The organism is endosymbiont GvMRE of Glomus versiforme, from assembly GCF_003546845.1.
Genome location: NZ_NWVA01000002.1, coordinates 226,471 through 245,550, shown reverse-complemented (window position 1 = coordinate 245,550; position 19,080 = coordinate 226,471). Strand labels below are relative to the sequence as shown.

Here is a 19,080-nt window from a genome sequence, read left to right as displayed (position 1 = left end):
CACTTACTGATATCTATTTAAGTTTAGAAAGAAAAAACAATAAAAAATTATTATAATAATGAAAAATGTTGATATTATTGTTATTGGTGGTGGTCATGCCGGAATTGAAGCAGCCTGCATTAGTGCTAAATTAGGAAACAAAGTTTGTTTGGTTACTTTAAATAAAGAAAAAATTGGTTTTATGCCTTGTAATCCTTCAATTGGTGGGTCTGCCAAAGGAATAGTAGTAAGAGAAATTGATGCTCTAGGAGGAGTAATGGGTCAAGCAGCAGATGCTACTGCTTTGCAATTTAAACTTTTGAATTATTCTTCAGACCCAGCCTTTCAGACTTTGCGAGCCATTCAAGCTTTGCGAGTCCAATCAGATAAAGTTGCTTATTCCCGTTATATGCAAAACTTAATAAGCCAGCAAAAAAATCTTGAAGTAATAGAGGGAGCAGTCGAAAGTTTACTAATTGAGAAAAATAATGTTATTGGTGTTAAATTAACCAACCAGCAAAAAATTTCCAGCAAAATAGTTATTTTAACTACTGGGACTTATTTACAACCAATTACTTATAAGGGCAAAGAGAGCCATATTGAAGGACCAGACGGAGAAAAAAAGGTAATTAATAATATTTCCCAACAATTAAAAGAACTGGGTTTTCAATTGAAGCGCTTCAAAACTGGCACTAGTCCAAGGATTTTGAAAAACAGCGTTGATTGTAATAAGTTTAAACTAGAACCAGGACATAATTTGCCTCTAAAATTTTCTTACCACAGCAAAAATGAAAAATTATTGCCTTTTAATAAACAATTGCCTTGTTATTTGCTTTATACTAACGAAAAAACTCACCAAATTATTCGAGATAATTCGCATTTATCACCCATTTTTTATAAACCAGACATGGGTACTCCGCCGCGCCATTGTCCTAGCATTGAACATAAAGTTTGTCGTTTTATCGACAAGGAAAGACACCAAGTTTTTGTGGAACCACAATCCCAAGTAGAAGACACTGATGAAGAAAAATCTTACTACCTACAGGGACTCTCTACTTCTTTACCAATAGAAGTTCAAAAAAAGATTTTGATGACTCTCCCCGGATTTGAAAAAGCCCAGGTACAAAAATGAGGTTATGCAATTGAGTATGATGTAGTAGATTCAACCCAATTAAAAAAAACTTTGGAAACAGAACTAATTAATAATTTTTTTACTGCGGGGCAAATTAATGGCACTACTGGCTACGAGGAGGCAGCCGCTCAAGGTATAATTGCCGGCATTAATGCCAGTCAAAAAATTAAAAATCTTCCACCATTAATCTTAGGACGTGAACAAGCCTATATTGGGGTTTTAATTGATGATTTAGTGAAAGGAATTGACGAGCCTCATCGTCTTTTAACCTCTTGAGCTGAATATCGCTCACTTTTAAGACATGATAATGCCGATACTCGCCTTTATTCAATTGCCCGTGAATTAGGATTATTAGATGAAGCACAATGAGAAGAATTTCAACACAAGCAGGAATTACAAAAAATTATCGCCAAAAGACTTCAAGAATTAAAATTCACCTTTTCTGAATTAAGTCAATATTTTCCTAAAGTTTATGCTGATAATCAAGCAAAATTATTAAAAAAAATAACACTTATTAATGCTTATGAATTATTAATTAAAGGACAACGAAAAATTTCCTTGGCAGACTTAAGTCCGTGAGTTCCTGAAATTAAAAAATTAACTTGGGAAGGTCAAAGAGAATGTGAAATCAACATTAAATATGAGTACTACATTAAAAGACAGGAACAACAGGTAGAAAAAATGAAAAAATTGACCAAAGAATTAGAAAACAAGTGGCTACCATCGGACATTGACTATGACCAACTCAACTTATCAAAAAAAGAAAAAGAAAAACTAAAAAAAAAAGCACATCGTCCACTATCTTTAAATGAAGTTAGAGACATTGTTAGCCCTGATAGTTTACTTATGTTAAGTTATTATTGCAAACAACACAATTCGCACTAATGGAAGTTTTCTAAAAAGGAATTTTAAATTTGGTAGTTAAAAACTACTCTAAAAATTATTATAGAAAAACATGGAAAGGACTAAATATTTAATTCATTTATGAAAACGGGACCGTCCCCACTTTTGACAAGAACTTAAGTTGTGATTTTTTTCTTGATTTCGTTGACCATTTCGTTTAACAAATCCGATTAAATGCCGTACAATAAAAATGGTTAAAAATTCGTTAATTGGACACTCTTTTTGCTTTTTTTATCCTCGCAGTTACAAAGTACACAGTTCCTTAGATGGTTATGTTGCGAAAATTTACCTGAATACTGCTACTATTCATTTGGTTGATGATAATGGATTACAGATTATTCTGACAATTAGATTTAATACTAAACTTACTTCAGTTTATAAAGCAATTCATTGTTTGGTTAGAGAAAAGCAAAAAGTTAAACAGGGGACTGTTCTTTTTTTGATTATTAATGAAAAGCAAATTTCTAGCATCATAGTAATGATACCTTGACAACCTCATCTTTTAAGTAAAATAAGCAAATGACCTCCTTTGGGAAATTATTTTGCTAGTCTACAATATCGTAATCCTTGGGAAGAAAAAACCAAGATTAAAAGATTTGGGCAGTATTAGCAAAAGTTTTTAATCTGTTTCGTTCGGTCTTATGCCAAAAAACCAACTAACAAAAAATAAAAACTATTGAATAATTGCTACTTTTAGTCTTTCATTTATTTTACTCTTTGGATTAATTATTACGCTGATAACCAATTTTTTTTAACCATTTTAGTTCAATAAATATAAAAGCATAAAAGAGTGTTTTTTTCATCATGAGTAAGTAATTTGTCTTGAAAGTAATATTTTCTTTTTTCGTATTCGAGACCTGGTATTTTCTTTTGCTTAATTTTTACTTCTACTCATTTAGTATATTTATCCACAATTGCTTGGCGATTAATTTGTTTTTCATGGCAAACCAACTCGATTATAGCAATTACTTTTAAAAGATTTTTAAAATGATAATTAGCAAATTTAAGAAAACTAACATTTTCATAAATAATTACTTCTGGCTTTTCTTTTTTGATTAACTTTTGAATGAATTCGGCATGGTTTAATCAGTCTTTATCAGTAAAACTACGAAATTCATATTTATTTCAGTCAGAAAATAAAAAACAGGCAGTGGTACCGGTGCCACTAGGATTAATGCTTATAATCATTATATATACTTTTTTACTTGAAACTTAATAATTTTGTTTTCCTGGGCCCAAAATAATTCTCCAAAATTAACGAAAATTAAAAATTTTTTTTTAAAAAAGTTACCAGCAATTCAGTAAAAGTGGAAAACTCTGACTTTTGGCGTTTATTCCCAATTCATCGCAATTTACCAACCAAAGCATCACCAATAAAAGGAACTTCGCCGTGGTCGGCTCCGATAAAAAAATAGCAATTAATATATGGTCGATTAACTGGATTTTTTTGAAAATGTTCCCAAATATTGTAAGAAGCCTTTCAAGAAATGGTGATGTCAGCAGTGCCGTGAAGCAAAAGCAGTTTAAGAGACAATTTATCAGGCAAAGCCGAAATGGGGTTAACGTCTTCTAAGTTTTGTGAAGAAGGCAAAGCATACTTCAAAAAACGTTCCGCAATCAAGCGACGTCAAGAATTAGCCTTTGTTCTTGTTAAATTCTTAAATTGGGCGGAAAAACTATCAAAAGGGGCTTCGCAAATAAGGAATTTTACTTCAGGATGTTGGTTCTGAAATAAACTTAACCAAAAAAGTAAAGTTGCTGCTCCCATGGAAAAGCCGTAAAGACCAATTTGTTGTGGTTGACAATATTTTTTGGTTCAATTGACAATATCTTCCAAATCATAGGCTTCAACTTTTCCCAAAGTAGTATAAGATTTGCCAGAAATTCCGTGATTTCGAGCGTCATAAATTACTACTTGGTAGCCTAATTGTAAAACTAAATGAATACAATAAAACAAACCCCACTGATTGCTGGTTACTCCATGACAAAAAATAATTACTTTGTCGTTGTTTTCATTAATAACTAAAGGGCGAATATTACTACCGCGGAGAACTATTGAATCCTTTGTTGACAAAATTTGAAAGCTCTTTCATAAACCTAAATCCTTTAAAAAAGAAAAATAAGTCTCATAACGAGAGAGAACAATGAAATTTTTCCTAGTTTTTAATTTATCTCTAATTTTAGTATTAATTTGGTCCACAGACAATTCACTGTCTTTGATTGCTCCCTGAGAATTAGGAAAAACTCTCTTTTTTCACAAAAAAATAAGCATTTTTTTAATTTTGCCAAGCATAAAAAGATTTTAAGTGATTTTTGCGAACATTCTTAATAATAAGCAGCAACTTAAAAATAAATATACTTAAAAACAATGTCCCTAGAACTTAAAAATCAGCAAAAAGTTAATTATTTGCTGAAAGTTATTCAAAAAACTCATCAAGCACTGCAAGAAAATAACCCAAACAGCGAGGCACAAAAATTGCTAAAAGCAATTGAGCAAAAATACCAAATTAAAGAACCAATCCTTGAGCAAAGTCAGGAAATAGACCAAGTAGAACAATTGGCTAATCAGAGAAAGGAAACTCTTGAAACTGTTGATTTTTTGGCTAAATTACTACCATTAAAATCAAAATCACTATTAAAAGAAATCCAAGAAGCAAAAAAAACCAGTAAAGAATTAACCTCAGGAGAAAAATATTACAATATTTTAAGCAAAATTCAATATATCTTTCCTAAACCCCATGCTATTGCTTATACTACTACTGCTTGAAGGACTGCTTACTATAAAGTTTATCATCCCCAAGAATTTTATTCGGTTCTTTTGACCTATCATGTAGCAGTTCACGACATTTGGTTAATGACCTTTGACCCGGAAAGTATTAATTTTCGTTTAGAAAAACTTTTAGAAACCATTGGAAAAGCCAAAAATAGCGAAAAAGAGTTGCTCTCGATTGTTAAAGTATTGCAAGAATTAATTAAAGGAATTAACGGAAACAAAGCAAATAAAGACGAATATTTAGTCCAAAAAAAAGAAGAAATTAGTGCTGTTCTCCAAACCACTAAGCAAAAAATTATTACGCAAATAGAGAACTGTGATGAACAAAGCAAAAATCTACTTTTAGGAAAGTCATTGCCACATTTAAATTTGAGTGAAGCAGAAAAAAAAAGAGTTAAGAACAAAGTAAATATCCCTAATTATAGTTTGCGCGAGTGAAAACTAACAACTAAAGAAAAAGAATTGCTTTACACTTTGAAAATTATTTTAGAGATGAAAAAAAAACACTTAGATTTTCGTTTAGGAGTTGATTTCAATAAGTCTGAAACTAAAAACTTTCAAATAATTAATGGGCAAATTTTAATCCCTTTTACGGCCATTACGGGTATTGGAGAAAGTTATGCTCGTAGAATCATTGATTACCGACAGCAAAAAGGGCAAATCAACAACTGAAAAGAAGAGTTAGCAACTGTTCTTAATAAAAATCATTTAGAACAGTTAGAAAACTTGGAAAAATATCATTTAATTATTGAAAGTGGTCCTAATATTTAATTTTTGTTAATAACTTTAATTTTTTCGTTGTTTTTAATGAAATAAAAGCAAAATAGTTGTTATATTTTCTTGCAGAATAATAGTTAAAATCCCAAAAAGAAGAACAAAAACGAACCAACCAATAAAAACCCCAAACTATCCGATTGGTTTTTTCATCTTTTTTGGCACACTTGCGGCAAACTACTTTACTTCCTCCTCCAATTCAACTTCAAGGCTTAATCCACTTCCTTTTTTAATCTCTTATCCTTCTGGATTTTTTTTGTAACATTTCGCACAAAGCATAATATTTTAATTTTATTCACCAGCTTTTCGGGCAACTAATTTTCTTTCTCAAGAATATAATTTCGCCTGACGAACTTTTTGGTTAATTTTACCTAGTTTTTTAATTCCAGCAATCAGAGGCGAATGATAAGAAAAAACTTGCTTGACAATTAATTTATTACTTTCGTGAAGCACAGTAAAATTATAACTAATTTGCTTTTTTCTTTTTTGGGCAATAATTGTTCCTTCAAATGAAGATGAATGCACTTCTTTGTTTTCTTTACTTTGAGTTCTCATAATTACTTTTACTCTTTCTCCTATTTCTAAGGAAGGCAAGTCATTTCGCAGATATGGTTCAGTAATTTGGTCTAATAAATTGCCTTGAGCAGAAGATTTAAGTTTTTCCATAATAGATATTTTTAATACTGAAAGAGCAATTTTAATGTTTTTGCTAATCATTAAGGGTCTTGTTATTTTAACAAATTTTGAAACGCTATAAAGAGTATCAATTGAATAAATTAGAAAAAATGTTTTTTTTGTCTGACAAACAAATTAACAAGTATAATTTCTTAACTTTTGTTTTTCTTTATTTTTTTATAGATTTAAACTGTTAGCAAATAAAATTCTTTAACTTGTGCTTGGTTTTCTGTCAAATAGTCTTTAATTTTATTTTCTGGGTCGCGAAAATCGCTTTGTTCTAAAAAACAAGCATAAGTTTTGATTAAGTATTTATTCAAATTATCCTGTGTAATTTTTTGAATAACTTCTGGTTTTTTTTCCGGGTTTTTTTCTTGAATCTGGATCGAAAACTTTTGTTTTGCTTTTTCTTTAATATCTTGGGGAATGCTTTCCAAGGAAAGAAATTGTGGCTTATTAGCTACTACTTGTAGTGCTAGTTCATGGGCAATATCTTCATCTCCCCCCTGAATTGAAATTAAGGCTCCGATTTTCTTTTGGTGAACATAAATTCCTAAATGTTCATTTTCTTTTTGTTGAAAAAATCGGCATTTTTCTAATTTAATTCCTTTATCTTTTATCCTTTGCGACAATTTATCTAATTCTTTTTGTGCCTCTTCTGGCAATTTTCAATCGTCTTTTTTGTAAAAAATTGAAAAATTATCTAAAAGAATATTTTCTAACTTTTCTACCACTTTCCCAAGTTCTTCACTATCAGAAGGTATAGAAGAGTCCGTATAAGTAAGTATAAAAGCAACTATTTTGCTTTGTTTTTCTTTAATACTTACAACACCAAGTTTTTGTTTTTGCTCGTTTTCCCCCTGGTCTTTTCTAAAAACTTTTGCCTCTTTTTGCAGTCATTGTTGTGCCAGCCGCAAATCATAATTATTTTTTTCCAAAGCTTCTTGACAAAGTTTAATACTAATTTCGGTTTGTGAACGTAATTCTTTTAACTTGGCTAATTTTTCTGCATCCATATATATTTTTTTTGTTTTTCTAGCAAGATAAAATATTCTTGTTAATCCATGAAATAACGAATATGATTTTTAATAATATAAACAAAGAAGCAGCCTTACAGAATGATAAAAAGGTTAAAAATGTTTATTTAGCGAATAAAGATTTTTAGATAATTTTAAGCGTGAACTTGCACTTTTTATAAAAAAATTTGCTTAACCTGTGTTTGGATACAAAAACACAGGCAAGAAAAAGAAATTATCTTTTTTGGATAACCAACAAAACTATCTCATTTTTAATTTCTTTTTGCTGATACTTGACTAATGCTTTTTTTAATTCTTCTAATAAAAGTTGTTTATTAATATTTAACTAAGTAAAAGTTAATTTTTACCAAATTCCGGATAGTATTTTATTAGATTTTGGTTTTGATTTAGAAAAAGATAGATTTAATTAGTTATGAAAAAAAACATTATAACAATATAAAATTATAATATTATGAAACAAGTAGAACCAAAACAAACTTTAAGCATTACCATTCCAATTACCTTATACCAACGTTTACAGCAAGAAGTAGGAAAGGGAAAAATTAGTAAATTTATTAAAGAAACAGTAGAGGAAAAATTAGAGCAAGAAAAAGAAGATTTAGCCAAAGCCTATCAAGAGTGTTATGCTAATAATCCTCATTTATTAGAATTAGCGAAAAAATGAGAAAAAGCCCAAGATGAGGACTGAATAAATTGAGAGAAAAAAAGGAGAAATAGTAAATAATGGCAGAAAAGTTAATTCGGCGAGGTGAAGTCTACTAAATTAGTTTGCCATCGAGTAATGGACGGGAACTGCAAGGCAAACATCCGGGAGTGGTGATTTCTAATAATGAGCAAAATAGATAAGATTTATCCTTTTCAAGTAGCCAGTCATTTACAAAACAAAAAAGGAGTAATTTTAATTGACCAAATTCGCACTGTGGATAGAAAAAGATTTGGTGATAAGTTAGGAAAATTAAGCATAGAAGAAATAGAAAAAGTAGAAAAATCTTTACATATTACTTTGGCCTTAAAAAATTAAAAATGTTTGATTTGATAGTGGTGTTTCTCATTGGTGTGTTTTGAGAAAAGAAATTAAATTTTGAGATTTGGCAACCTTTAACCTTTATTATTAGGCGTTATTTATCAATAACTGCTAACCAAACATAAGCCGTATTCTGTTCTAACTGATGATTTATCTTATTCTTGCGAATAGCCAATTAGAATTCATTTCTTCCTTTTGGCTGCTCCTACCAATTAATTTGGATTGCTCGCTGGCGGGGTTTACGTCGTCTCACTTCCTAGATTTCTCTAGTATTCGTCACTATAGCACTTTTATAGACTAATACCTTGTAAGTAGAAAGGAGGTAAGGGTCGGAGAACATGACAAACTATAATTTACCCTATTTGAGAACCTAGTTAGGTATTTCGTCAGCCGTCAAGAATTTGTATTCCTGCCTAGAATTATTAACTCTAGCACCAACATTCCAAGCGTCGCAGCTTGGGCGAGTACGGACTTTCCTCAATTAGTTGTTACTAACTGCCATCAGTGTTTGGTTAGCACTTACTATATGGATTAATTTGGTCCATATATTATAATTTTAGGAATAATGCATCTATTTACACCAACTATTTTATCATTTCTTGGGTGGATACATGCTTACCAAAGCTTTAATTACTTTTACTTGCGAAGGAACCAAAAGGCGTCCCGCATAAGTTATCATCAAGCGGTCCAGGGTAAAGTAATCAACATGATAGTGAAGAATATAGTTAATTTAACTTCTTTGGATGTTAACAATTGTCATAACTTGGTGACAATTAAAGGCTTGGAAAACTGTAAAAAACTCATTGTTCTCACTATCAACAATTGTAAACGCCTCCAACCCTTTTTCACTTTCTTAGATTCCTGAAAAGCAGAAATCCAAAACCTAAAAACCCAGTTAGCAGAATATGAACAGCAAGAAACCATCAGCGACCCAGTGAACCCTTAAACACTAAAATCCAAAGAAAGAAACAAGAATTAGCCAACTTACGCACTGGTAGCAAGAAATCTACGGCTCCACTCCGTAAAGAAATTGAACTCTTAGAAAAAATCCAAACCTTAGAAAATAAAGTTGCTGAATACAGCCAAAAAGAAGCTAATTATCAGCAACAAATCCAGCAAAAAGAAGCCCTACAAAAGCAAGTAAATCAATTCCAAATTGACCTGACAGCTAAAACTGAAGCAGAAAAGCAATTACAGGAGCAAAAAACTCTTCTGGAAAAGCAACTAAAAGACTTAGAAAAAACCAAGCAAGAAACTGAAGAAAAACTCTTAAAAGAAAGACAGCAAGCTCTCCAAGAATGAAATCAAGAAAAGCAAAAATTAGAAGCTAATATCCAAGAACTCAACCAAGAAAAAGACAAATTCAAGCAATCTGCTGACTATTTAAGAGATACTTTAAAATCTACTGAAAACACTCTCCAAGACACCAAAAACCAACTCACCAATACCGAAAATCAAAGCCAACAAAACCAAACTTCCTATCAAACCACCTTAAACCAAAAAGACCAAGAACTAGCCAAAAAACAAGCATCTTATGCCCTAATCCAAGAACGCAATACTGACCTCCAAACTAAACTTAACACTGCCAACCAAGAAATCACTAAACTCACTGAATGAATCACAAAACTAGAATCAGCCTCAGTAGAAGGTGATGCTTTCCAAAATCTTCAAAAAGAATTAACCAAAGTTCAGCAAGAAAAGCAAGTTTTACAAGAACAATTAGAAGCTAAGTATCCCACTAATAAAAACCTCTGATTGTATGTGATTATTGCCCTGATAGTGCTCTATTTCCTAATGAGTTAGTATGAACAAGAGCCAGTTATTAATCCTTTTAATTATCTTTGCCCTAATGATTTATTACCTAAACCAAGAAACTAAGCCTCCCCGACCTGTTATTACTCAAAAAAAACCTGTTATTAAGCCAATCCTACCCATCACTAACCCTAAAAAGCCCAATATCCCACCTACTAACTCGCCTTCTCCTCCTCGCTCGCCCATAATTAACTTTCTTCCCAATATCTCAATCCCTGACCCTGAATTTATCCATTGCCCTGCTGCTGAAGTTTTTTATGAACCCGCAGCAATAGAAACTCCTAAGTTTCCTGCCCTAAAGCCCATTAATGCCCCTACTGATTATGGCTGACTTACTGATGATAACCTAGAATTCATTTTAACTAATCACCCAAGAATACAGGAAGCTTTAACTAAGCAAAAACAATTCACACTCCGCACTGATATTGCCAACATTTACAACTGCTTTTATAAAGCCCAAAATAACCAAGACTGAGATTTGCCTGAATTCCTCCAAGAATTAGAGTGAAATAAAGCTGAATATGTGTTGTTTCCTTTGCGAGTTTCAGGAAATCACTGAGGATTATTTATTTTACAAAACTTAACTTTTGGAGAGGAATGCTCTAATTATCAAGTTTATTATACTTCTTCTGGGTGAGGAATAGAAAGTGAAGTAAAACAATTAAAGCCTTTCATTAGCCAAATTACTGAACTAGAAAATAATATCCAAATTCTCCAAGGAGACAAGCAAAAAGATGGTTATAACTGTGGGGTTTATTTAGTTTTCTATATTCTAGAATTGCTTGAAACTGGCCAACTAGAATTAAAGAGAAAGTATACTTCCAGTGATTGCCAAAACTTTCGCTGAGAATGAAAACAAAAAATCGGGGGTGAAAAATGATGTAAATGGGATTAAAGAAGCCTTGATTTCAAGCGTTATTCTTAAATAATTTTGTAAACTTATAAAATCTATATATAGAAAAAACATGCCAATTATTATGAACAAATTTGCCACAATCAAAATGAAATTAGGAGAAGACCTGAACATCCAGCCTTTAGCAATCGCTAAATATTTCTACAAACGAGGAGTTATTTCACACTTAGTTATTCAAAAGTTGATTTATTTTTCTTTCCTAGAAGGATTGAGAAATGATTTGTTTCTTTTCCGCGAAAAATTTCAAGCTTGGAAATATGGTCCAGTCTTAAGAAGTGTTTTTGATGCTATGACTAGTTCTTCTAGTTTAGATACTCTATTTGCCGAGATTCCTTCTTTGCGTCAAAAAAAAGTTCTTGCTGTATTGGTAAAAGTTTACCAAGAAAATGAGGCATTAGAAGCTTGAGATTTAGTAGAAAAATCCCATCATGGTCCTTGACAAAAAGCCCGAGACGAGTTGCCTGAAACAGAAGTTTCTACTCAAGAAATTGCTTTGGAGGAGTTGATTAGTTTTGCCAAAGCCTAAGCCAGATTCAGAGAATAAAATTCATTCTGATAATATTTGTTTCTCTTTTGCTTATACTTTAAATAAGTGCGTAGAAGTAAATAACAAGAATTTTTATTTTACTAACCAGGTTCCAAAGGATGAAATCAGAAAATATCGCACAATTATTGAGAATTCTTTACGGGTTTGGTCATCTAAGACTATTCGAGGTTTAGAAAGCGATCAAGATTGTTATCCAGTGAAAAAAGATAAAATTAATGAGACAAGAAACAACATTGCCAAAGTTTTTCAAAAAGTTGGATATCCGACAACTTGAATTGAGCAAAACATTAAAGATCCAGATATTTATAAGTTCAAAATCAGCAAACAAATCAGAATATTTGGTATAGTTGAAAGAAATCTAGTTTATATTCTCCTTTATGACATTTGGCACTTAATCAATAAGGACAAAAAGAAAAACTTTCCTTTGCCTTCTAAACCTAGTTGCACTTGATGCTTAAAAAGTTGTGATTAACATAATTCGCCCTTTTCACTAAAAATATTGTTATATTTTCCCTTTTGCTTTCCTTTTAACTTGCCCTTTTATTCCTTGTCCTCTTGTCACCAATTTTCTAAAAAACTATGAATAAAATCTTAATAATTGCTATTCTTTTAATCCTAATAGTCTATTATTTCAGTCAAAAACAAGAACACCCAAAAACTATTCCTAAAAGCCTTCAACCTGCCCTTAAATCTACTCAAACTCAAACTAATTTAAGTGATAAACAAATTTCCCTCTTAACCAACCAATGAAACCAAGTTGCCCTCTGAGCCCAAGAGCAAGGAATAGATACTAATAAGTCTTGAAACTTAACTATGCTTAAAAACAAGCTAGAAAGCCAGTTAAAGCCTACCCAAAAGCCTACTAATGATAAAGAAACACAAACTGATAACCTGCCCTCTAACCAAGACCAATCAGCCCTAGAAACAACGCTTAATAACCTAATAGCCTCCATGCAAAAACTAAACCAAGAAATCAAATAATATGAACTTAAAAGATAAATTACAACAATTAGCCACTGAATGAAGCACACTCCAAACCAAAATTAAAACCAAACTAGCCACCAATACCCAAACTATCACTGAAACTAACCAAAAGTTAGCTGAAAGCAATCGTAAATTAGAACTCCAAATGAAAGAAAACTCCGAAAATGAGAAGATATTAGAGAAACTTATTAAAGAATTCCAAGAATTAGGGAGGAGTTTATAATGGTTAATGTTTATTGCAGCCAATGTGACCACATTTGAGGAGCTAAGTGTCCTCAATGTGGTTGAAGACCAGTCGATTGTGAAAGATGTAGAAAAAAAGAAGAATTAAATCTTTTAACTGTTTCTAGTGAATATGAAGACTTGAAAAAAGAAATAAGAACACTGAATAGTTCTTTGGGCTTAAAAGAGATAGAGAAAAATGATTTGAAAGCAGAAAATAGAGGATTACAGGTAGCTTTACAAGAAATTTCTCAAAATGTTAAAGGAAAGTTAAGTGAATGAGAAAGAATGATTGAAAGGAGACATGGATAATGAGTGGGTGAATGGTGATTGGAATTATTACTGGCCTAACTTTCTGATTAGTAGGATTTATTGGTTGGACTTTTTTTGGCTTTTTAGGGAAGATTATTAAAGGAGGAGAGCATGATTAGAGATTTTAAAGAAAAAGTATGATGGAAAGAGTTGTTATGTGGGGTTAGTTTAGGGTATTTTGTTTTACCGGTAGTGATTGTTTTAGCATGAATGCTATGGAAGTGAAGCAGGTTAGAAAAAGATGAAGAAGTGTTGAGAGGAATAGCGAAGTAATATATGAAATATATCGCTGACCAACTACACACTGATTTTAGTCAACTAGGCTATGCTCGTAAAGGAAATCCTGCTTACAATAATGATTCTACTTATTGAGATGGTGGACATTGTAATTGAGGAGGTAGTCACAACTTACGAGAAGATTGCGGAACTTTAGCCCGAGGATTTGATAAATTGCAAAGTTTAGATAGCAAGAAAATCATTGAAGAATTAAACAAATGCACTAGTCAACAGGAATACGAAACTAAAAAACGTGATTATACTCGGAAAGTCGATGAAATCAGCAATAATTTACACCCAAGAACTGGTGCTTCGAGTGCCATGTTTGGTATCTGTATCATTTGAGCCGATGATGCTATGAGTCCGTATGTAGAAGAAAAAATGCAAGAATGTCGCAGAGAACTAGATGAATTGAAAAGTCAATTAACAGGAGAAAAGTATCAACATATTGAAGAACTAAGACGCTTGAAGTTGGAACAAAAACAAATTGAAAAACGAATACAGGAAAATAAAAGAAAAGCATCTAAAGAAAAAGATCCAACTAAAAGAGCAGCTTTGCTACTATTAATTGAAGAGGATGGCAAGAAACTAGAAGATAATTTAAGAAAACAACAAGCAATCCCTACTTCTAAAATAAACTTTGATCCCAGTAAATATGTTTCTGACATGATTGAGGGAATAAAAAAAGCACTTGAAAAGAAAGCAAGAGGAAACTCGGGAGGCGATGGTAATAGCGGAAGCGGAGGAGGTGGAAACCGAAGAAATCCAACTGACCCTAATGACCCTTTTGATAGTGATTCCGATAATAATAATGACCCAGACGGAAATAACAACAAAACTCCTCGAAACAAAAGAAAAAAAGATGATGACAACCAATCAAATCAGCAATTAATTATCTTTGCTGTTGTAGCTCTAGTAGTTCTTTTTCTTCTTATGAACCAAAAAGATAGCCAGCCCAGAAGTAGATACGAATACGATTATTAACCATGACTAAACAATTTGACCTTGATATTGACACTGAAGAACTAAAACAAAAACTTGGTGAACAAACCGAGAAATTAGAACAAAAAGCCGGTGAACTATGGGATAATTTCAGCCCAAATTACACTAATTTAGAACCTTGACAAAGAGGGTTGGTTTTAATTGCCATACTTGCCCTATTAGCCTTTGTCATTTATTACCTCACTAAACAAGAAGACCCTGCCGAAGTTTTGCGACGCAAAGAACGAGCTGAAGCAGCCATGGAAGAAAGAGTATTGAAAAGAGTTGAACTCCTAAAAAAACTTAGAGAATAAAATCATGTATTACGAATTTGACGAACAAGCAGAGCAAAAAGCCCTTGAAAACCAAAAACAAAAAAAACAAAAGCAAGCCACTATGTTAATTGCTTTGCTTTTAATTGGAGGGATTGCTTACTATTTTTTGGGTTATTTACCACAAGAAAGAGACAGAGTTAAAGAAGAAATTGAGGAAATGTTTAAAGAAAATTATTTGGTGCTTCCTGAGAAACTAGATAAGTCTCTGTGAGAAGAAAAAGAAAACTGAGAAGAACACTTAAACTCTCTATATTTACCCTCCCAAGTAAAAGCTTTTGGAGCAAGGATGCTCAAAGCCATTGAAAGAAAAGCCGAAGAGTTGGAAGAAGAAGAGAGAGAAAGGCCGAAAAAAGCCCGTGAAGAAGCTATTGAAGATATAAAAGCAGCTTGCATGCAAGAAGAACTAGAAATGCCAAAGATTAAAGAAATTATTGAGAAATACACTAAGAAAATTAACAAAACTCCATATATCAAAAAAGAAGATTCAACCAAAGATATTAATGATGTTAAGACAGAAGCAATTGAGTTAATCCAACAAGAAAGATTTAAAAGGCAAAGATTACATTGACGAAGAGAACCGCATAGTTGAACTGACAAATGATTAGCAAATAAACAAGCCGATTTTGTTACTGCCTGAGATTCTTTTACTAATAAACTTGGAAAAGAACCGCCATATTTCAATATGACTGCTTCCTATAAAATCTGCTTTCCCCCTTCTCTTTGAGATGATTTAAATGAAGAACAAAAAGCACATCATAGAGCAGAAGAACTTAGATTACGAGAGGAAGTTCAAGAATATAAATTCAGTTCCATAGTTGAAGAATGAGAACAAAAAGCATTAGCAAACCCAATTAGAGGAGAACTTAACACTCAACTCAATGAACTAGACAACAATGCCCTATTCTATGGAGCACCACGAACCGGTAAATCAATCATGGCAGAAAAGTTGGCTTATGAAACTGATAGATATCCGCTAGTAGTGATTCAGGGTTCTTCCTTAACTCCCCGCAAAGCCGATTATGATGCTAACATCGACCCATTAACTAAATTTATCTTTACCCTTTGTGACATTGACCATACCTTAGTAGATGATTTTGGTTTCTTTCATAAGAGAAGAAAATGGTGAAGTAAGATATATTCTGTTTATAGATGAAGCTAACCAAGTTAATACCAGCACTGTTTTGCAAGAACCGACTAAACTAACTTTTTTAAAAGAATGTATGGGAGGCGATGACAGAACTAATGAAACTCAAAATCTATGAATTGCTGCCACTAATCATTTAGACCAAATAGACATTGCTGTTTACCAATCTGGTCGTCTTTCTAATCCTTTATGTTTTAGTTGAACACTAGGTGACTTTATAAATTATGCTGATGATGCCGGAATTAGTTCTCAGTTTCCTCAACACTGGATGGAAACAAAAACTTTAAATGATGAAGATAACCAGTGAGTAAATAAATTCAATAAAATTATCTTCGACAAAGACTTTTTGCCATTTTGGAACAAATTTATTAACAATAATCCCGGTGCTGAATATGAACCAGAAAAAGATAATGATAACCAAACAAACAATCAGCAACCAAATCAACAGCCAAAAAAAGTAAAAATTAAATGAGGCGAATTCTTTGAGTTCTTTTGAAGATTATATGATAGCAAACAGTTAGAAAACTTTGAGGGTAAATTTACTAATCCTCGCAATCCAAAAATAGGAGAGGTATTAGCGAGAGTAGACCAAAGTCTAATATTAACTGCTAATAAAATCAGTGAAGACATCAGCAAATCTCTTGATACTAGATTAAAGGAACTTAACCAAACTGCTAATCAAACTAGAACTGCTATCCAAACAAGTCAAACTGCTATGAATGGTACTGTAAGCAGAACTATGCAACAAATATCTGCCTTGCTTTCAACGATAGCAGGTAACATGAGTGGTAGAAGGTCACGAAGTCCTCCCTGATAGCCAATCCCTGTCCCAATGCTTACTAATCAAAACCAATTATGAATAAAAACAATAATAAACAAATCGAATCATTAAACCAAAAAATAATCCAAATTGAATCCCTCATCCAAAACACCAAAGCTTCCCTTAAATCTTGAGCCAATTTAATTGGCAAATATCACTTACAATTAAAAGAATTCACCAACCAACTTGCTACTATTAAAAAACAACTTAATTTAGAAGATATGAATACAAAAGAAAACAACACGAAAGGAGCCACTTAATAATGGGCTTCTGACAAACATTTTGCACTTGTGCGGGCTGCGTTGCTGGTGCTGTATGTATAATTGCTACCGGAGGAACAGCTACTCCTTTAGTAGTTGCTACTATTGGAGGAGGTATTGCTGGAAACCTTATTGGTAGCAAAGTAGATAATGAGGAAAAGAAAGTCAAAAATCAAGCTAAGGATCTTGAAATCAGAGGTCAAACTATTGAAACTCTAAAAAAAGATAATGAGAAACTTCATAGTGAAGTTAGTGAAAAAGACAAAAAACTAAAAGAAATAGACAATAAAATTGAAAAACGAGGCAAAGAAATTGAAGAGATAACAAGAGAAATAAAAGACCCTAATACTTCTGAGGAAAAAAGGCAAAAATTGAAAAAAAGATTAGCAGTTCTTTTAGCTCAACAAGAAGATGATAAAAAAGAAAGAGACGATATTATCAAAACAATCAAGCAATTAAATGATAGAATCAAAGATAATAACAAAAATATCTCTTCTGTTGGCTCCGGAGGTGGTGATAAAGATAAGAAGGGAATTATGGCTTTTCTTACTTTGGAAAATATCCTAATATGTCTAGCTATCTATGCAGTTTATCAAATTGCTATTAAAGACGACAGAAGATAATTATCTCTTATCTTTGAAAACAATGTAGTAAAGCACAAAAGCAACTAAGATAATTAGCATTATTCCAAAAATTATCAGAGTAATCCATTGAGTAATTTGCTGGCTTTTTGCATTAGCCAAATGAGCTTCTAACTTTCTAAGTTTTCTTTCTGTTTTGTCTAGTTTGTCATAATATCTGTTGATAAGCAAAAAATAAGCATTCTTTTCCTCTATGCTAATGCTTTTTTGCATTTCTTTGATAAGGTTGATTTTTCTTTCAATCTCGCTTTTTAAACTTTGCCAAGAAGCTCTCCTTTCAAGGCAAATTTTTTCATTGGGTCAATTATTTTTTCCATATCAAAGTCAAACTTTTCAACTGTTATCTTCTTCTGTTTCTTGGATTTCTAACTTATTTATCTTCTCGGTAACTTCGTCTAGTTCTTTGGTAAACAATTCTGTGTTCATGCTATTTTCTACCCTTCGTTTTAACTATTAAAAAGATAATCAGAGAAACTAACCCTCCTACTCCAATCATGCCACCAAAAATATAAAGTGGTAGTTTAGAATTGTTTTTTTCTTGTTTAGTGTTTACTTTGTTATAATAATCTTCACAGCATTTTTTTGAACAAAACTCTTTGTCATCACTTTTTGCTTCATCATATCAATAAGTATTTTTATTGCCTAAAAGTTTATTACAGTTGAAGCAATTGTTTTGTGGCAAATTACTCTCTCTCTCTCTCTCTCTCTCTTGATTGTTGTTAGGATTATCTTTATTGTTTCCTTGGTCTTTTTTGTCCTTTTCTTCTATGGATTTTTTCATTGCTTCAACCATATCCTTAATATGTTTTTCAGAGTCAAAGTCTAACTTTTTATTTTCTTCTTCCGCTTTACACATTCGAGCATAACATTCCTTAGAACAATACTTTGAACTATCCTTTTCAGCATAATAATCTCCTTCTTTAGTTTTGGCACAACCTCAGCAGATATACTCTCTTTCTTGCTGACAGTCTCAACAATAAACTAATGAAGGATATTGTTTATCAGGATAGTATTCTAGGGTTTTTTTAAAACAATTAGAGCAAGTTTGGCTGTAATGGTCGCTAAAGCATTCTTCAGAACAGAATTTTTTGTTGTCATGCTTAGTAGTGTGATATCAGTATTCTTCTCCGGTCTTGATTTCTGAAAAGCATTCTTGGCAGGTTCAGTTTTCTTGTTGAGGTTTTGGTTTATACCGTTTAGGTTTAGATTGGTTTTTAGTGCTTGGTTTAGTGGATTTTTTTTGTTTTTCTAGTTCTCTTATAGTTTCGATTTGTAAGTCTCATAATTCTCTGATTAGTTGGCGGTATTTTGCGATTGTGTCATTAAAACTAATTCCTAGTTCATTTAATTTACCGCTAATATAGTGATTTCTAGCATGAATTTCATTAGTATTGTGTTTATTTCAAGCAAAACTGGCTTCTTGATACTTTTCTTATTCCCTGATTTCGACCACCTTCTGGAAAATAAAGCCCAAAAGCCCTTAATTCTGCTTGTTGTTTGTCTTTATCTACCATGTTAAATCTTCTTTACAGAGAG

At 32.1% G+C, this 19,080-nt stretch carries 26 protein-coding genes and 1 other RNA gene; 20 read left to right on the top strand and 7 right to left on the bottom strand.

The window, feature by feature from the left end; translation table 4 throughout:
- Nucleotides 1-58 precede the first annotated feature (58 nt).
- Nucleotides 59-1,996, top strand: a complete 1,938-nt coding sequence (gene mnmG, locus GvMRE_RS04840; protein WP_147410140.1) for a tRNA uridine-5-carboxymethylaminomethyl(34) synthesis enzyme MnmG — start codon at nt 59-61, stop codon at nt 1,994-1,996.
- 208 nt (nt 1,997-2,204) lie between these two features.
- Nucleotides 2,205-2,624, top strand: coding sequence for a M23 family metallopeptidase (locus GvMRE_RS04835; RefSeq protein WP_172575266.1), 420 nt, complete (start codon nt 2,205-2,207; stop codon nt 2,622-2,624).
- A gap of 119 nt (nt 2,625-2,743) precedes the next feature.
- On the opposite strand, the gene GvMRE_RS04830 is transcribed toward GvMRE_RS04835, so the two are convergent.
- Together GvMRE_RS04830 and GvMRE_RS04825 are read right to left on the bottom strand one after the other, a co-directional pair.
- A complete protein-coding gene (locus GvMRE_RS04830; RefSeq protein ID WP_147410138.1) occupies nt 2,744-3,202 on the bottom strand; it encodes a hypothetical protein in 459 nt (152 codons plus the stop codon).
- Between the two features lie 76 nt (nt 3,203-3,278).
- The gene (locus tag GvMRE_RS04825) at nt 3,279-4,307 is read right to left on the bottom strand and encodes an alpha/beta hydrolase (protein ID WP_147410137.1); all 1,029 of its coding nucleotides are present in this window, start codon (nt 4,305-4,307) and stop codon (nt 3,279-3,281) included.
- A gap of 75 nt (nt 4,308-4,382) precedes the next feature.
- On the opposite strand from GvMRE_RS04825, the gene GvMRE_RS04820 reads away from it, so the two are divergent.
- Nucleotides 4,383-5,558 (top strand): helix-hairpin-helix domain-containing protein, encoded by a 1,176-nt coding sequence (locus GvMRE_RS04820; RefSeq protein WP_147410136.1) that lies wholly within the window; start codon nt 4,383-4,385, stop codon nt 5,556-5,558.
- 294 nt (nt 5,559-5,852) lie between these two features.
- Here the strand turns inward: GvMRE_RS04820 and GvMRE_RS04815 are convergent, their stop codons facing one another.
- Nucleotides 5,853-6,227: a 50S ribosomal protein L19 gene (locus tag GvMRE_RS04815; protein ID WP_172575265.1), complete on the bottom strand. Its 375-nt coding sequence runs from the start codon at nt 6,225-6,227 to the stop codon at nt 5,853-5,855.
- A gap of 194 nt (nt 6,228-6,421) precedes the next feature.
- Nucleotides 6,422-7,252, bottom strand: coding sequence for a hypothetical protein (locus tag GvMRE_RS04810; protein WP_147410134.1), 831 nt, complete (start codon nt 7,250-7,252; stop codon nt 6,422-6,424).
- A gap of 472 nt (nt 7,253-7,724) precedes the next feature.
- Between GvMRE_RS04810 and GvMRE_RS04805 the strand changes: the two genes are divergently transcribed.
- Together GvMRE_RS04805 and GvMRE_RS04800 are read left to right on the top strand one after the other, a co-directional pair.
- Nucleotides 7,725-7,997 carry a hypothetical protein gene (locus tag GvMRE_RS04805; protein WP_147410133.1) on the top strand — a complete coding sequence of 91 codons (273 nt, stop codon included), beginning with the start codon at nt 7,725-7,727 and terminating at the stop codon, nt 7,995-7,997.
- A gap of 105 nt (nt 7,998-8,102) precedes the next feature.
- Nucleotides 8,103-8,294: a type II toxin-antitoxin system PemK/MazF family toxin gene (locus tag GvMRE_RS04800; protein ID WP_172575264.1), complete on the top strand. Its 192-nt coding sequence runs from the start codon at nt 8,103-8,105 to the stop codon at nt 8,292-8,294.
- A gap of 120 nt (nt 8,295-8,414) precedes the next feature.
- Here the strand turns inward: GvMRE_RS04800 and rnpB are convergent.
- Nucleotides 8,415-8,810, bottom strand: an RNA gene (gene rnpB / locus GvMRE_RS04795) — RNase P RNA component class B.
- 193 nt (nt 8,811-9,003) lie between these two features.
- Between rnpB and GvMRE_RS04790 the strand changes: the two genes are divergently transcribed.
- The 15 genes from GvMRE_RS04790 to GvMRE_RS04730 all read left to right on the top strand — a co-directional run bounded on the left by GvMRE_RS04790 (nt 9,004) and on the right by GvMRE_RS04730 (nt 17,526).
- Nucleotides 9,004-9,243, top strand: a complete 240-nt coding sequence (locus GvMRE_RS04790) for a hypothetical protein (protein WP_147410131.1) — start codon at nt 9,004-9,006, stop codon at nt 9,241-9,243.
- Nucleotides 9,244-10,101: 858 nt separating this feature from the next.
- Nucleotides 10,102-11,004, top strand: a complete 903-nt coding sequence (locus GvMRE_RS04785; RefSeq protein ID WP_147410130.1) for a hypothetical protein — start codon at nt 10,102-10,104, stop codon at nt 11,002-11,004.
- A gap of 82 nt (nt 11,005-11,086) precedes the next feature.
- Nucleotides 11,087-11,548 carry a Panacea domain-containing protein gene (locus tag GvMRE_RS04780; protein ID WP_147410129.1) on the top strand — a complete coding sequence of 154 codons (462 nt, stop codon included), beginning with the start codon at nt 11,087-11,089 and terminating at the stop codon, nt 11,546-11,548.
- Nucleotides 11,535-12,041, top strand: a complete 507-nt coding sequence (locus GvMRE_RS04775) for a hypothetical protein (RefSeq protein ID WP_147410128.1) — start codon at nt 11,535-11,537, stop codon at nt 12,039-12,041. Before GvMRE_RS04780 ends, GvMRE_RS04775 begins: the two co-directional genes overlap by 14 nt.
- A gap of 107 nt (nt 12,042-12,148) precedes the next feature.
- A complete protein-coding gene (locus GvMRE_RS04770) occupies nt 12,149-12,550 on the top strand; it encodes a hypothetical protein (protein ID WP_147409916.1) in 402 nt (133 codons plus the stop codon).
- A 1-nt stretch (nt 12,551) separates the two neighbouring features.
- Nucleotides 12,552-12,776, top strand: coding sequence for a hypothetical protein (locus tag GvMRE_RS04765; protein WP_147409917.1), 225 nt, complete (start codon nt 12,552-12,554; stop codon nt 12,774-12,776).
- A complete protein-coding gene (locus GvMRE_RS04760) occupies nt 12,776-13,087 on the top strand; it encodes a hypothetical protein (protein WP_147410127.1) in 312 nt (103 codons plus the stop codon). The genes GvMRE_RS04765 and GvMRE_RS04760 overlap by 1 nt, the downstream gene beginning before the upstream one ends.
- Complete coding sequence (locus GvMRE_RS13545) at nt 13,054-13,206, top strand: hypothetical protein (RefSeq protein ID WP_172575263.1); 153 nt, start codon at nt 13,054-13,056, stop codon at nt 13,204-13,206. Before GvMRE_RS04760 ends, GvMRE_RS13545 begins: the two co-directional genes overlap by 34 nt.
- The gene (locus GvMRE_RS13540; RefSeq protein WP_172575262.1) at nt 13,199-13,360 is read left to right on the top strand and encodes a hypothetical protein; all 162 of its coding nucleotides are present in this window, start codon (nt 13,199-13,201) and stop codon (nt 13,358-13,360) included. Before GvMRE_RS13545 ends, GvMRE_RS13540 begins: the two co-directional genes overlap by 8 nt.
- A gap of 3 nt (nt 13,361-13,363) precedes the next feature.
- Complete coding sequence (locus tag GvMRE_RS04755) at nt 13,364-14,347, top strand: hypothetical protein (protein ID WP_147410126.1); 984 nt, start codon at nt 13,364-13,366, stop codon at nt 14,345-14,347.
- A 2-nt stretch (nt 14,348-14,349) separates the two neighbouring features.
- Nucleotides 14,350-14,658: a hypothetical protein gene (locus GvMRE_RS04750; protein ID WP_147410125.1), complete on the top strand. Its 309-nt coding sequence runs from the start codon at nt 14,350-14,352 to the stop codon at nt 14,656-14,658.
- Nucleotides 14,659-14,662: 4 nt separating this feature from the next.
- The gene (locus tag GvMRE_RS04745; protein ID WP_147410124.1) at nt 14,663-15,838 is read left to right on the top strand and encodes a hypothetical protein; all 1,176 of its coding nucleotides are present in this window, start codon (nt 14,663-14,665) and stop codon (nt 15,836-15,838) included.
- Nucleotides 15,774-16,640 carry a hypothetical protein gene (locus GvMRE_RS04740; protein WP_147410123.1) on the top strand — a complete coding sequence of 289 codons (867 nt, stop codon included), beginning with the start codon at nt 15,774-15,776 and terminating at the stop codon, nt 16,638-16,640. Before GvMRE_RS04745 ends, GvMRE_RS04740 begins: the two co-directional genes overlap by 65 nt.
- A 38-nt stretch (nt 16,641-16,678) precedes the next feature.
- Nucleotides 16,679-16,903, top strand: coding sequence for a hypothetical protein (locus GvMRE_RS04735; protein ID WP_147410122.1), 225 nt, complete (start codon nt 16,679-16,681; stop codon nt 16,901-16,903).
- 2 nt (nt 16,904-16,905) lie between these two features.
- Nucleotides 16,906-17,526 carry a hypothetical protein gene (locus GvMRE_RS04730; protein ID WP_147410121.1) on the top strand — a complete coding sequence of 207 codons (621 nt, stop codon included), beginning with the start codon at nt 16,906-16,908 and terminating at the stop codon, nt 17,524-17,526.
- Here the strand turns inward: GvMRE_RS04730 and GvMRE_RS04725 are convergent, their stop codons facing one another.
- Both GvMRE_RS04725 and GvMRE_RS04720 read right to left on the bottom strand, forming a co-directional pair.
- Nucleotides 17,527-17,970 (bottom strand): hypothetical protein, encoded by a 444-nt coding sequence (locus GvMRE_RS04725; RefSeq protein ID WP_147410120.1) that lies wholly within the window; start codon nt 17,968-17,970, stop codon nt 17,527-17,529.
- 1 nt (nt 17,971) lies between these two features.
- Nucleotides 17,972-18,400, bottom strand: a complete 429-nt coding sequence (locus tag GvMRE_RS04720; RefSeq protein WP_147410119.1) for a hypothetical protein — start codon at nt 18,398-18,400, stop codon at nt 17,972-17,974.
- Nucleotides 18,401-19,080: the final 680 nt, after the last annotated feature.